Raw genomic sequence first — 13,572 nt, 5'->3', positions numbered from 1 at the left:
CGTCATCCCCCCGAAGCTATACGCCTTCAGGAGAGCCCGATGAACCTTGTTGAACTGACCGAACGCCTGCACGCCATCCGTGACCGCAATGACTGGCGGCAATTTCACAGCCCGAAGAACCTGGCCATGGCCGCGAGCGTGGAAATGTCCGAGTTGGTGGAGATTTTCCAGTGGCTGACCGAAGACCAGTCGCGCCAGTTGCCGGCGGACAAGCTCGCCCATGCCGGGCAGGAAATCGGCGACATCGTGCTCTATCTACTGCTGCTGTGCAGCGAGTTGGGGTTGGACATGAATGAAGTGGTGCGCAGCAAACTCGCCGACAGCGAACGGAGGTTCAGCTGATGAGCGACCGTCATTTCGATCAACTGGCGACCCGCTTTGCCGAAAAAATCTACGGGGGTGCCAAAGGCGCGATCCGTCTGGCGGTGCTTCAGGCCGACCTGGCCGAGACTCTGCCGGACCGACCTTTGCGTGTACTGGACATCGGCGCCGGCCTGGGCCACATGTCATTGTGGCTGGCCCAGCGTGGTCATGAGGTCACGCTGGCCGAGCCCGCCGAGCCGATGCTCGAAGGCGCCCGTCAGCGCTTTGCCGACGCCGGGCAAACAGCGACGTTCATTCAGGCGCCGTGGCAGGACCTGCTCGGCCAACTCACCGAACCCTACGATCTGGTGCTGTGTCACGCCGTGCTGGAATGGCTGGCCGAACCCCACGCGATTCTGCCTGTGCTGCATCAATTGACCAAACCAGCTGGCTGGTTGTCCCTGGCCTTCTACAACCGCGATGCGTTGATCTATCGCAACCTGCTCAAAGGCCACTTCCGCAAGATGCGCAAGAACGACATGGCCGGCGAAAAGCAAAGCCTGACCCCGCAGCAGCCCCTTGATCCACGGGAACTGGCGGCGCAACTTGAAGGAATGTGGCAGGTCGAAACCCAGAGCGGGGTGCGGGTTTTTCACGACTACATGCCTGTGGAATTCCAGGCCCGTGCCGAACTGGTGGACTTGCTGGAAATGGAACTGGCCCACCGTCGTCACCCAAGCTTTGCCGGGCTTGGGCGCTACTTGCACTGGATCTGTCGGCCGGTCTGATCGGAGCACGAAATGAACAGTCGTTCGGGGTTACTGGTGATCTGTCTCGGGTTGGCGGCCTGCCAGGGCAGCAACCCTTATGTGGCGTCATCCAACCCCTTGCCACCCGCGCCGCCTCAGGCGGCCAACACCTTCGACCATAGCGCCTACCCGGCACCGCCGCGGGACTACGGGCGTTACCGCAGTTGGGCCTGGCTCAACGGGCAGCTGCCGTCGGGCACCGCCTGGGCGGATTCGGCGCAGGTCGCCGAAGCCGTCAGCAATGCGCTCGATCAACGTGGCTTGCGCCCGCTGCACGATAACCGCCCGGCCGACCTGTTTGTCAGCGCCGAGCTGCACCTGGAAACCCGTCTGCGCCAGGTTCGGGATGACTATGGTTATTACGGCGGCGGCTATGGCGGTTACAACCGCTACGGCAGCGGTTACGGCATGTACAACACCGTGCCGATCGTGCGGACTTATCAGGAACAGGTCGTGGTGGTGCGGGTTGATTTGTTTGACGCTCAGAACGGTCAACCGGTATGGAGTGCCAGCGCCGAAACCAGCAATCGCGGCAGCGAGAGGGAGCGTGCCGATGCGATACGTGAAGCTGTAGAAAAGGCGATGTCGGCGTATCCTCCTAGTTAGCTTCTGTAGTCAAGAAGCAGTACGCAGGTTCGTGTCTTCAACCGGAGAACTATCATGTTCCGCCGTCTCGCTTTACTGGCTGTGGCCGGGCTGCTCAGTGCCTGCGCCGGCAACCAGGTCAATCATGACTTCGATGCCAGCCGCGACTTCGCCGCCTATCGCAGCTGGAGCTGGAAAGAGCCCGCCCTGCAATATCGGCCCGATGACCCACGCATCAAGAGCGACCTGACTGAACAACGCATCCGCCAATCGGTGAGCGATCAGCTCGATCAACGTGGCCTGCGTCCGGCTGCCGGTGGCCAAAAGGGCGATTTGAACGTGCAGACCTATCTGATCGTCGAACAGCGCCAGCAACAAGTAACCACCAACTACGGCGGCGCGTGGGGTAATCCATGGAACGGCTACTGGGGCGGGCCGATGTACACCGAAACCCGTAACGTCAGTTACAACGTGGCGATCATCCAGATCGACCTGCTCGACGGCAAGGACGGCAAACTGGTATGGCGCGGCAGTGACGAGCAGATACTTAGCCGCACACCGAACCCGTCGGATCGCAGCACTGCCATCCAGGAAACGGTCGGGCGAATTCTCGCCAACTACCCACCCAAATAAACTCAACAACCAAAAAACCTGTGGGAGCGGGCTTGCTCCGGGCGGCGTTCCGACGAATGCGGTGTATCAGTCAGCATCAATGTCGACTGACACTCCCTCTTCGCGAGCAAGCCCGCTCCCACAGTGGTTTTTGTTGTCTGCGCTGGCATGTTGCCAGCAGTTCAGCCAAGTCTTGTCTACACTGCTGTTCACCCATGGAGGTAGCCCTCGGTTGTGCACCGGCAAAGGAGTGTGCGATGTCTCCGCGTTTGCAGTTTCGCAGCCCGTCCCGGCAACGGGGGGCGATCGGTTTGATGGCGGCGCTGACATTGGGCATGGCCCTGATGTTCTTGCTGGTCGTGGTCGACAGCGGTCGTTTGTACCTGGAAAAGCGTGACCTGCAGCGCGTGGCGGACATGGCCGCACTTGAAGCTTCCACCCGAGGGGGGGATTGCGCCGCTGGCAACACAGCCACCGTCTATGCCACCGCCAGCGCAAACCGTAACGGCTTTACCCTTCCTGACCCCAATCGCAATCTGTTGGTCGCTTGCGGCGCCTTGACCCTGGATGCCAATAACCTGCGAGTGTTTGGCGCCGACCCGAGCAAGAGCGAAGCCATTCGGGTGATCGCCAGCCATTGGGTCCAGCAGAGTTTCGCCGGCGGTGTCGGCGCGCTGTTCGGTGGCGCTCCACGCGCAGCGACAATCAACCTGACGGCCAGCGCTGTCGCCGCATTACCGCCACCGCAGGCTTCGCTGACCCTGCGCAGCACGACGTTGAGCGTCGATACCAGCAAATCGGCCACGCTCAACGCGCTGTTCGGTGGTTTGCTCGGAGGCAATCTGAACATCAGCGCGGCGGGCTGGAACGGCCTGGTGAACACCGACATCAGCCTGCTCGGCTACCTCGATCGATTGAAGGTCGACCTTAACCTCAGCGCTGCCGGGTATGACCAGGTATTGGGCAATACGATTGCCGTCAGCCAGTTGATTCAGACCGCCGTCAATGTACTGGACCCCGGCGGCACACTCGGCGCGACCGCAACCATTGCCAGTCTTCAAGCGCTGAAGGTCGCGGCAGGCGCAACCACCGTCGTACTCGGCAATGTGTTGCACGTCGAGGCTGGCAGCACCGTGACGGCGCTGGGGACCAACCTGAAAGTGTTCGACCTGATCGAAGCCTTCGTGCAACTGGCCAACAAGAAAAACGGCCTGGTGGCAACCTTGCCGATCAACCTCGCGGGGCTCGCGCAAATCACTGCTCGGGTGCAGATACTGGAGCCGCCACAGCTCTCGGCCATCGGCAATCCGAAAAACGCCGCGCTCGCGCCGTTGGGACCTAACCGGATCTATGTGAAAACCGCTCAGGTGCGTACATTGCTGTCGATCGACTTGCCCATTCTGAGTGCGATTCAACCTTTGGTCGATGCGGCGGCTGATCTTGCCGGACCGTTGACCAATACCTTGAACGCCTTGCTCAATCTTGATTTGGTCGGTGTCATTAACTCACTGACCTGCGCGCTCGGCGCGGCGTGTGAAACACCCTCGATCGTGCCGCTTTCCAGTACCGTGAGCCTCGATGTCGCACTGGACGTTGCGAGCGCCTCCAGTTACGTCACCGCCTACAGCTGCGTCAGCACTACCAACAAATCCCTGACCACCAATACCAGCACTTCACTGGTGACGCTGAAAATCGGCAAGATCGACCCGAGCACGACTTTTGGCAACAACACCACGCCGCCCGCCGTGGTGGTGCAGCCGTTGAAGGTGATCGATATCGGGGTGAAAACCTGTCGCCGGTTCCTGTTCCTTCCTGTCAGTTGCGACCCGCGGATTCCAGGCGTCGGCGGCGGTATCGATATCATGGCCGACACCAGCGTGGCATCCAGCGCCAACATGCCGCACGTCTATTCCGCACCGCCGGCCACCAGCCTGCCGGAGATCAACCAGACACCGTTCTACTATTCCTATTCCACCAGCAATATCGTCAGCAGCCTTACCGACACGGCGACCAATATCAAAGTCGACATGTACGGCCCGACGGGCAGTCTGGTCGGTGGTCTGGGGGCGATCCTCAGCACTGTCACCACATTGCTGATCAACACGATCAACAGCGTGCTCAGCCCGTTACTCGACACCTTGATCAACACACTGCTGCTCAGCCTGGGAATCGATCTGAACAAGGTCGATGTCGGCGCCAACCTCAGTTGTCACTCAGGACGAGCGACGCTGGTGATCTGATCATCGGCAATAATCGGCAGTTCGATACAAAACCGTGCGCCCTCGACCGAGTTTCTAACGCTCAGTTTTCCGCCCATGTTCTCGACGATGCCGTAACTCACCGACAACCCGAGCCCGGTGCCGACACCCACGGGTTTGGTGGTGAAGAACGGCTCGAAGATCCGCTCCAGCAACCGCGGATCGATACCGCCGCCGTTGTCCTCGACCCACAGCCGCACCGAATACGCATCACGTTCGGCGTACACCGAGATCCACGGTTTGAACTCGCGGTTGGCCTCGCGTTTGCCGAGCAACGCATCCCGAGCGTTGACCATCAAATTGATCAACACCTGTTCGAGCTGATCGACATAACCGCGCACTTGCACTTCAAACCCGGTCTCGTTGACCCGCAGCTCGACCCCTTTGCCGCGCATCCCTTCAGCCAGCAGCGACATTGTGCCTTCGATGGCTTGCGCCGGATTGAACGGATGCTGCTCGATCTCCGAGCGGCGGCCAAACACCCGCATGTGATCCACCACCCGCGCGGCGCGTTGGACCTGTGCATCGATACGGTTGAGCTTGTCGGTCAGGTAATCGATTTGCGCATCGCCGTTGCTCAGACGCTTGAGTACGTTGACGATGGCCATGCGCATCACATTCAACGGCTGATTGATTTCATGGGCCAGCCCTGTGGCCATTTCACCGAGGGTGGCCATTTTTGCACTTTGGGTGAGCTGCTGCTGGGCGCGGCGGACCTCGGTGTTGTCGCGCCCCACGGCCTGAATCTCCAGCAAATGGCCGTGCTCATCGAACACCCCGCGATCCGACCACACCCACCAGGCATGTTCCCGTCCCGGCAGTTGCAGGTTGATTTCCGCGGTGCTGACCGGGAATTCCGGGCTGAGTCGGCTGAGCCGCAGGAGAAACGCTTCGCGCTGTTCCTGCGACATCCAGCTACCCAGATTCACCCCGGGCAGTTGCTCGGGCTGGCACTCCAGGTAAGTCGCCAGCGGGCGGTTGCCGAAGCTCAGGGTCAGGTCCGGGCGGTAGCGGCAGATCATCGCCGGAGAGTCTTCCACCAGGATCCGGTAACGTTCTTCACTCTGCTTCACCTGTTCGGCGGCCTGGGTCGCTTCGGTGACGTCCAGCCACAGGCCGACGGCTTCCACCGGCAAGCCAAGGTCGTCGCGCAGGAGCTTGGCTTCATCGAGTAGCCAGTGGTATTCGCCGCGACTGTCGCGCAGCCGATAGCGGGCGCGCACCGAACCTTCACGCAGCAAATGTCGGGTACGTTCGAAGTACCGATCGCGGTCATCCGGGTGGACCTTTTCAACCAAGGTCCCCGCCGCGCAATCAGCCAGTGTCCAGCCGAGTAGCGGCATCAGGCTGTCACTGAAAAACGTCGGTTGCAGCGCACCTTCGACATAGCGTTGCACGTAGATCACCGCCGGCGAGCTGGCGATCAGATTGTCCAGTCGGGCATGGGCCGCCGCGGCGTTTTGCTCCTGGTTTTTGATGTCGCTGATGTCGAGCATGAAGCCCACCAACCGCCGGTTTTTACCGATGCCCAGGACCTGGCCTTGCAGGCGATACCAGTTCGGCGTTTGTGCCAAACGCACGCACAGCAGCAGCGGGGTGCCGTCGTCTTGCAAGGCTTGCAGACGACTGCTCAACTCTTCACGGTCGGCGGGGTGCACCCGATCAAGCCAGTCGTGCAGGGGCAAACGATCGATCGTAAGGTTCAGGTTGCTGGCCAGCGACGGCGCCAATTGCACTTCGCGACTGTCGCTGAACACCTCCCACCATCCGGTGCCGAGCAGGGCTTGCAGCGACTCCAGCCGTTCCAGTTGCAGATGGTGCCGGTGCTCGCGCAAGCGCTCAAGCAACGGGCCTGCCAGCGCGGCGGTCAGTTGTAACCAGTCGCGATCATTCAGGTCGGGCGCCTGTTGCTGCACCGGATAAAGGCCACACAGCAACCAGGCGGCCACACCCTGAGCATCGTGATAGGGCACCGCGAACCCTTCGGCATTGCCGAAGATGCCTTGTAAACGGGGATGTTCAGCGGGCGTCAGGCATTGCGGCGCAGAGCCGTTCAGGCTGTCGAGCCCCGTGCCCAGGCGCTGCGCGTTTTGCCACAGGAGGGGCGCATCGACGGCCGTGTAATGCTGGTGAATCTGCCAGCCTTCTTCCTGTTCATCGAGTAACGCCACCGCAATGCAGGGCATGTGAAAACGCTGGGCCAGGCCTTGCAGTTGTTCCTCCAACACCTCGGGCAGGCGCGTCAGGTTGCACCGGCGCAACTGTTCGCCGATCTGCGCTGCGAGTAATTGGCATTGCTCGCGGCTGCGTGATTGCCGGCGTTCGAGCAACAAGTCGCCGATGTCCAGCAACTGCAACAACCAGGCATCGGCCAATGGCTGGACCCAGCCACGCAAGTGCAGGGGTTGTCCGTTGAGGCTGTAAAAGTCCAGGTCCAGATTCTGGCCCTGCCAGTCGACGGGCGAGCCTTCAACGGCGAGGCCGCTGTGGGGCATGAGGAAATCGAGCAGGTGCGGTGCTTGCGCTGCGGGCGTCTGCTGGGCCAGCACATGCCGCAGCGGGCCGGTCAGGTGAATCACTCGACCTTCGGCATCCAGGTGCATCTGCAAACCGACACTTTGCACGCTCAGGGTGTCTGGCATGTCCACTGGCGGAGGCGGATGGCGATTGAGCAGGCGCCCGAAGAGTTTGTCTGCGGAACTCAAAATTGCAGGCTCGAACTGGCGGAGAGGTTGGCCGGCAGATTGGGCACTTGGCCAATTCCCGGCACGTTCAGAAACGGGATGACCTGCTGCAGTTTGCTGGTGGGGTAGTTGATGCTGACCTTCAACACCCCGCCCACGTAGGTGGCGCTGGCGTCGGTGGCGATATTGAAATTCAGTGCGGCAGGAATCCAGGCCAACTGTCGGCTCAGTTCTGTCGTGGCAACGGTTTTTATCGCGGTGGTGTACCCGGGGGTGCTCGGGTCCAGCGCCACGCTTCGGCGCACCGCTTCGGCGGTCGACTGGGTGAACGATTGCATCAGCAACAGCGGCAAGCTGTACGTGACGATTCCATAGAACACGGCGAAAAAGATGAGAAACACCAACGCGAATTCAATCGCTACAGCGCCTTTTTGCTTACGGGGGAGGCCTGTTTTCATGACTGCGTCTACCCTGATATTCACGACGTGATATCAGCATAGAATCATTCAGCCAAAACGGACGTTTTTTACCGGATGCAGAGCTTTGTATTACTGATCTGGCTGACGCTATGCGCAGCACAGGATGCTCGAGAACGACACATCGCCAATGGCCTGACCCTTGGCGCAGCGGCGTTGGCGCTGGCGTATCTCCTGTGGACGGGCACGACCTGGCTGGGGGCCGAAGCGGTGCAGGGCGGTTGGGCTTTTTTGCTGGCGCTGGCTTTCACCTTGCCCGGTTATGCGCTGAGACGCTTGGGCGCAGGCGATGTGAAATTAATGACTGGCCTGGGTCTGGCGACGGACGGCATGCACCTGCTCGGCGTGTTCATCGGTGCCGGATTGGCCAGTGTGCTGTGGCTGCTGCTGGCGCCAAGAGTCTGGCTTCATATGGGCCAAGGGCTTAGAAATCATCTTCGATATCTGGGGCCTGGAATGTCAAAGAAACAGCCCTTTGCACCCTTCGTATTGGTGGGCCTGTTGCTCACACTCGCCTGGTTTCACTAGTCGCCCGTTCTATGTACAGAGTCGGAAAGTACGTCTACTTTCAACTCAGCATTTGTACTGTCTGTGGCTGTTTGTAGAGGAACGGTCAATTTTGACCTTGCAGGGAGTCGCACGTGAACAAGCTTTCATCGGCAGTAAAAATCCTTGTGGTCGATGCCCAGCCGTTGATTGCCGCAGAGCTCTGCGAGCTTCTTGACGGCCGCGGTTACCGTTGCGTTTCTTGCGAGACAGGCCATCAGGCCGTCGAACGTTTCAATGAAGACGAAGCGATCAGCCTGGTGCTTTGCGATTTGCACATGCCCGGTCTGGACGGGATTCAACTGGTTCAGGAGCTGCAACGGTTATCCGGCAAGCACCGAGTGTTTGAAGCCATCATGCTCACTGGACGTGCGGACAAGCAGGATGTGATCAAGGCGTTGCGGGCCGGGTTTGCCGATTACTACCAGAAGCCGATTAATCCGGGTGAGTTGCTCGAGGGGATTGCGCGTCAGGCAGTGGTTTTGCAGGAGCGGCAGAAGAGTCTGCAGCTGGGGCATCTGGATCAGAAGCTGCAGTACCTTGCCGAGTCGATCGATGATCTGTATCAGGATCTGGATAAGGTTCGGCGGGGGCCGCGGTTATCGGTTTCCACTGATGAGGCTGTCATCGCTGTGGATCGGGTTGAGATTCCGGCGATTTTCAATCACCTGTCGCCTAGGCAGTTGGAGGTGGCGCGGTTGGTGGGGAAGGGGCAGACGAATTATCAGATTGCCTGTGAGCTGGGGATTACCGAGAACACGGTGAAGCTTTATGTGTCGCAGGTTTTGCGGTTGACCCGTATGCATAACCGGACGCAGCTGGCGCTGGCGTTGTTACCCGGTCATGGATTACGTCAGGGGGTGACGGCGCATTAGGTTTTTGTCTTTTTTTACCAAGTGCCCGCACCATGCTCGCGCAACGGCCTGACAACAGCCGATTCAAACCGGCAATTATTGCTTTCATCACGATCCCTCTAATGACCAAAGGCACGGGACAGGGCGGTGAAGCCCGGGCCGGCCAGTACGATCAATAACGCCGGGAAGAGAAACAGCATCATCACGATGGACATTTTGGCGGACAGCTTGGAGATGTATTCCTGCAGGCGCGTCAGGCGCCGGTCATCGAGCAATTGCTTGAGGGTCAGCAGGGATTTCATTGCACCGCCCCCCTGATGGATCAACTGCTCAAGGATGACGCAGGTGTCGGTGAACTCGTCGACGGCCAGCAATAGGGTGGTTTTGTGCAGTTCTTCGCCCAGTTCCAGGCCGGAATCGACCCGGGCCAATACCAGGCGCAATTCATGGGTCAGGGCCGGCAATAATTGTTTGCCTTCATTGCTCAACACTCGCAGCGACTGCTCCACCGCCATGCCCGATTCGAACAGGATGCGCAGCAGCGGAATGAAGGTGGAAATCTCGAACGCCAGTTGTTTTTGCCGACGCTGCGCGGCAGCGGCCAGCAACCGTTTGGGCAATAGATAGCCGAGGCAGGTGGCGAACGCCGGGGCCATCCAGTGATTGTTTGTGTGAGGGAAGAACACGGCCTGGATCAGCAAGGTCAGGGCCAGCGCCAGCACCGGAGCGCCTACCTGGAACGCCGCGAACAGTGAACGTCGCCGGGCACTGCGCCAGCCGAGACGGTTAAGCAATGCCTGGGTTTCGTTATCCAGGTTGACCGAGCGCTGACCGATCCGGCTACTGCCCAGCAGCTCAAGCCACTGATTTACCCGGTTGTCGCTCGCCAGTTTGCCGTCGAGCCGTTGCGCCACCTGGCGAACCCGCCGACGGTGTTCCAGCAAACCGCTGAGCAGCAACAATGTTGCCCCCAGAAACAGCAATGCGCAGATCAGCAAAGGCACTTTCATACGCTGCGCAACATATGCCAGAGCGTCAGGCTGCCGACCACCTGCAAGCCGAACGCGGACGCGAGCATGATTTGCCCCGAGCCGTCGTGCCACATGGCGAGCAAGTAATGAGGGTTGGTCGCGAGGAAATAGCCGGCCAGGCCAATCGGCAAACAGCCCAGGACCCACGCGGTCACCCGGGTTTCACCGGTCATGGCCCTGAGCTGGCGCGCAGCCTGCTCGCGCTCGCGGATCATCTTGATCAGGTTTTCCAGCAGTTCGCTGGCGTTGCCGCCATAGCGGTGATTGACCTTCAACCCGAGCGCGAACAGGCGAAGTTCGTCTTTCTCATACAACTCGGCAAAGTCCGCCGCGGCATCCGGCAGGCTGACCCCCAACACCACGTTGCGCTGAATCCGCCCCATGGCGTTTTTCAGCGGGTCTTCAGCGGTGTCGATGGCGCCCAGCACCGCATCGGCCAGGGTGCGCCCGGACTTCAGACTGCGCACGGTGTGATCGAGCATTTGTGGCAGTTGTTCGATCATGCGCTGGAGTCGGCGCTGATAACGCCAATTGACATACAGACGCAGAATCAGCGGCGGCAGCAGTAACAGAACCAACAAGCCGAACCAGCCACCGGTAGCAAATCCGAGCGAGATGCCAAAGCCCCAGAGCAGCAGCCACCCCCTCAGACGCTTGGAGGGACGCCCAAGGCCGGCCCGCAGAAAGGCCCGATCCAGACCGACCCAGGAGGTTTTCGTTGGCACCGGCTGCAGTTGCCCCTCGGTCAGGCGTCCCAGTACCCGCTCGGCGCCGGTCTGGCGCAAACCGCGATAAAACAGGCGGATCGACAGTCCGAGCAAGACCAGGGAAACGAGGATGAGCAGCACCGGTTTGAGCATGCCGTGGCCTTCAGTACGCAGAGGGAGAGAGCGCCAACTCACGGCGCAGTTTGTCGCCAGCGGGGTTGGCCGCCTCACGCATGAATCCGAACCCGCTGCGCCGGTCGAACCGGAACAACGTGTTGGTGACATACACGTCCTCACGCAAGCCAACCACCTCCACCACTTCACTGACGCAGCGGCGGCCGTCGGGCAGGCGCGTGAGCTGGATCACGACGTCCAGTGCGGCGCAGATCATTTGCCGCAAGGTCCGTTCGGCGATGGTACGGCCCGTCAGGCCCACCAAGGTCTCCAGGCGCAACAGCGCATCCTGGGCGTTGTTGGCGTGCACGGTACTCATGGAACCGTCGTGGCCAGTGTTCATGGCGGTGAGTACGTCCAGCACTTCGACGCCACGAATCTCGCCGAGGATGATTCGGTCCGGGCGCATCCGCAGGGCGTTGCGAATCAGGTCACTGGCCTTCACTTCGCCGTGGCCTTCGGCATTCGGCGGTCGGGTTTCCAGGCGCACCACGTGAGGGTGGCCCAGTTGCAGTTCGGCGACGTCTTCGATGGTGACGAGTCGCTCGTGAGGGTTGATCAACTGGCTGAGAATGTTCAGCAGCGTGGTTTTGCCGGTGCCGGTGCCGCCGCTGATCAGGATGTTGCAGCGCTTGCCCACGGCCTCCTGAATAAAGTCGAAGATCGGCTGATCGATGGTTTGCATCGCCATCAAGTCCGAGCTTTTGAACATGTCCTTGCGAAATTTACGTATCGACAGGCAGGGGCCATCGAGCGCAATCGGTGGAATGATCGCGTTGACCCGGCTACCGTCGGGCAGTCGTGCGTCGACCATTGGCGACGACTCGTCGAGCCGTCGGCCGAGGGGCGCGAGGATCCGTTGCATAACCCGTTCGACGTGATGCGCATCGATGAAGCGCAGGTCGCTTAGATGCAGTATGCCGTCGCGTTCAATGAACACCCGGTGCGGGCCGTTGACCAGAATCTCCGTCACCGCCGGGTCCCGCAGCAGCACTTCCAAGGGGCCGAAACCGGTGAGTTCGTCGACGATTTCTTCGGCCAGACGCTCCATTTCATAGCGGGAAATTGCCAGGTGCAGCCGGGCGATGTACTCGGCAACCTTGTCGATGACGAACTGTGAGAGCACCTGCCGCGAACCCTCCAGCAGGTTTTTGCCGGACTCCTCGATGGCGTCGATGATGTAGCGGTGCAGCACCAGTTTCAGACCTTCGTGGTCAGTGTTGCCAGTGGTGGTGCGTACAGGGGCACCGAAGAGTTTTTCACCGCTCATTGCGCACCCCTCAACCGGTTGAACCAGCCAGACTTGGGCTTGGCCAGGCCCTCGGAACGCTTGGCCAACTGATCGCCGAGGGCGCGCAGGCTTTGAGTCAGGCCTTCGCGGGGGGCCAGTTCAAACAGCGTCACACCTTGGTTCTTGGCGTTGAGCCGCACTTCCGGACTGTAGACGAGGGTCGCGATGATCTCCATGCCGAAGCTTTTGCTCAGGGTTTCGGAGTCCGGAGCGACGTTGCGCAGGTAGCGATCCACCAGCAGTCTGGCGTGATCGAGCTTCATGCCTTTTTCACGCCACAGGTTGAGTACCGCCAGGTTACGGCGGCAGTCGAGTACGTTCTGATCGGTGTACCACAGCAACTTGTCGCAATGGGTGACAAAGGTGCGTAGCGCTTCGCTGTCCGGCTGGCCAGTCAGGTTCACCACGATGTGCTGGAAGTGTTGGCGCAGGGCGCTGAGCAGCATGTACAACTCGGCGGTGCTGGTGTGTTCCAGCGCCATATCGTGGCTGGCGTAGGCGAGGATCCGCAACCCGGCGGCGCAGGTGGTGAACGCGCTGTCGATCAGCGTCGCGTCGAGGCGCCGCAAGTGCCTGAGTGCATCGCCGAAGTGGAACGAACTCTCCAGCCCGAGCAAGGCCAGGCTGTCACCGCGTGGCAGGCCCAGGTCCAGCAACAACGTTTGCTGCCCGCTCTTTTGCACCACTTGCGCCAGGTGCGTGGCGAGCAGCGCACCGTCGGCGTTGATCTGCACACCGTAGAGCACCGTCAGGCTGCCCAGTTGGGTATTCGGGGCCACGGGCGGCAGGCGTTTGCCCAGCCGTCGTACCAACCCCGCGACTTCACTGGAACGCGAACCATAGGCCACGAAATCCCGTGCACCGGCGCGCATGGCATTGAGCACGAGTTGGTTGTCCATGCCATCGCCCAGCGCGACGATCGCCAGCATCGGTTTGGCTTCCAGGGCACCTTCGATCAGTGCGCTTTGGGCCACCACGTGTTCGCGGTCCAGGCCGATGAACACCAGGCTGGCGAAGGTCACGTCCACCAGCGCCAGCAATTCGTCGAGGCTGCCACTGCCGGCGCTGACCACTTGGCCCAACGGGGCGAGGGCACCTTGCAGCCACTCAAGGTCGGTGCTGTTGCGCGTGATCGCGAGGAAGGTCTGGCTCAGGTTCTGGCTCTGGCTCATTGCGATAATCCGCCGCGTTTATCGAAGTTGCAGTTTTCGAGGAAGTTCAGGTGATACCAGTTCGGGTCGT

Annotated in this window: 13 protein-coding genes; 7 read left to right on the top strand and 6 right to left on the bottom strand. The window is 60.6% G+C overall.

Going from position 1 to position 13,572, the window contains the following annotated elements; all coding sequences use genetic code 11:
• Positions 1–39: 39 nt before the first annotated feature.
• The 5 genes from KW848_RS27200 to KW848_RS27180 all read left to right on the top strand — a co-directional run bounded on the left by KW848_RS27200 (position 40) and on the right by KW848_RS27180 (position 4,549).
• Complete coding sequence (locus KW848_RS27200; protein ID WP_008011269.1) at positions 40–342, top strand: MazG-like family protein; 303 nt, start codon at positions 40–42, stop codon at positions 340–342.
• Positions 342–1,091, top strand: a complete 750-nt coding sequence (locus KW848_RS27195; protein WP_218538632.1) for a methyltransferase domain-containing protein — start codon at positions 342–344, stop codon at positions 1,089–1,091. Before KW848_RS27200 ends, KW848_RS27195 begins: the two co-directional genes overlap by 1 nt.
• 12 nt (positions 1,092–1,103) lie before the next feature.
• Positions 1,104–1,718: a DUF4136 domain-containing protein gene (locus KW848_RS27190; protein WP_111449173.1), complete on the top strand. Its 615-nt coding sequence runs from the start codon at positions 1,104–1,106 to the stop codon at positions 1,716–1,718.
• Positions 1,719–1,772: 54 nt separating this feature from the next.
• Positions 1,773–2,330 (top strand): DUF4136 domain-containing protein, encoded by a 558-nt coding sequence (locus tag KW848_RS27185; RefSeq protein WP_111449172.1) that lies wholly within the window; start codon positions 1,773–1,775, stop codon positions 2,328–2,330.
• Between the two features lie 236 nt (positions 2,331–2,566).
• On the top strand, positions 2,567–4,549 hold the full coding sequence (locus KW848_RS27180) for a pilus assembly protein TadG-related protein (protein WP_218538631.1): 1,983 nt from the start codon (positions 2,567–2,569) through the stop codon (positions 4,547–4,549).
• Here KW848_RS27180 and KW848_RS27175 read toward each other — a convergent pair.
• Positions 4,519–7,272, bottom strand: a complete 2,754-nt coding sequence (locus KW848_RS27175) for an ATP-binding protein (protein ID WP_218538630.1) — start codon at positions 7,270–7,272, stop codon at positions 4,519–4,521. The genes KW848_RS27180 and KW848_RS27175 overlap by 31 nt on opposite strands.
• Positions 7,269–7,709 (bottom strand): TadE/TadG family type IV pilus assembly protein, encoded by a 441-nt coding sequence (locus KW848_RS27170; protein WP_218538629.1) that lies wholly within the window; start codon positions 7,707–7,709, stop codon positions 7,269–7,271. The genes KW848_RS27175 and KW848_RS27170 overlap by 4 nt, the downstream gene beginning before the upstream one ends.
• 75 nt (positions 7,710–7,784) lie before the next feature.
• On the opposite strand from KW848_RS27170, the gene KW848_RS27165 reads away from it, so the two are divergent.
• Both KW848_RS27165 and KW848_RS27160 read left to right on the top strand, forming a co-directional pair.
• On the top strand, positions 7,785–8,255 hold the full coding sequence (locus KW848_RS27165; RefSeq protein ID WP_111449168.1) for a prepilin peptidase: 471 nt from the start codon (positions 7,785–7,787) through the stop codon (positions 8,253–8,255).
• Positions 8,256–8,368: 113 nt separating this feature from the next.
• Positions 8,369–9,148: a response regulator transcription factor gene (locus KW848_RS27160; RefSeq protein WP_218538628.1), complete on the top strand. Its 780-nt coding sequence runs from the start codon at positions 8,369–8,371 to the stop codon at positions 9,146–9,148.
• 98 nt (positions 9,149–9,246) lie between these two features.
• Here the strand turns inward: KW848_RS27160 and KW848_RS27155 are convergent, their stop codons facing one another.
• From KW848_RS27155 to KW848_RS27140, 4 genes are read right to left on the bottom strand one after another with little or no spacing between them, the layout of a single operon-like run.
• A complete protein-coding gene (locus KW848_RS27155) occupies positions 9,247–10,137 on the bottom strand; it encodes a type II secretion system F family protein (protein WP_218538627.1) in 891 nt (296 codons plus the stop codon).
• Positions 10,134–11,018 carry a type II secretion system F family protein gene (locus KW848_RS27150; protein WP_218538673.1) on the bottom strand — a complete coding sequence of 295 codons (885 nt, stop codon included), beginning with the start codon at positions 11,016–11,018 and terminating at the stop codon, positions 10,134–10,136. Before KW848_RS27150 ends, KW848_RS27155 begins: the two co-directional genes overlap by 4 nt.
• A gap of 10 nt (positions 11,019–11,028) precedes the next feature.
• Positions 11,029–12,309 (bottom strand): CpaF family protein, encoded by a 1,281-nt coding sequence (locus KW848_RS27145; RefSeq protein ID WP_218538626.1) that lies wholly within the window; start codon positions 12,307–12,309, stop codon positions 11,029–11,031.
• Positions 12,306–13,502 (bottom strand): pilus assembly protein, encoded by a 1,197-nt coding sequence (locus KW848_RS27140; RefSeq protein ID WP_111449163.1) that lies wholly within the window; start codon positions 13,500–13,502, stop codon positions 12,306–12,308. Before KW848_RS27140 ends, KW848_RS27145 begins: the two co-directional genes overlap by 4 nt.
• Positions 13,503–13,572: the final 70 nt, after the last annotated feature.

Origin of the sequence: Pseudomonas sp. PDM25, assembly GCF_019219045.1 — a bacterium.
Lineage (GTDB): Bacteria > Pseudomonadota > Gammaproteobacteria > Pseudomonadales > Pseudomonadaceae > Aquipseudomonas.
Note: the sequence above shows the minus strand (reverse complement) of the source record. Positions and strands in the feature narration are given on the sequence as shown.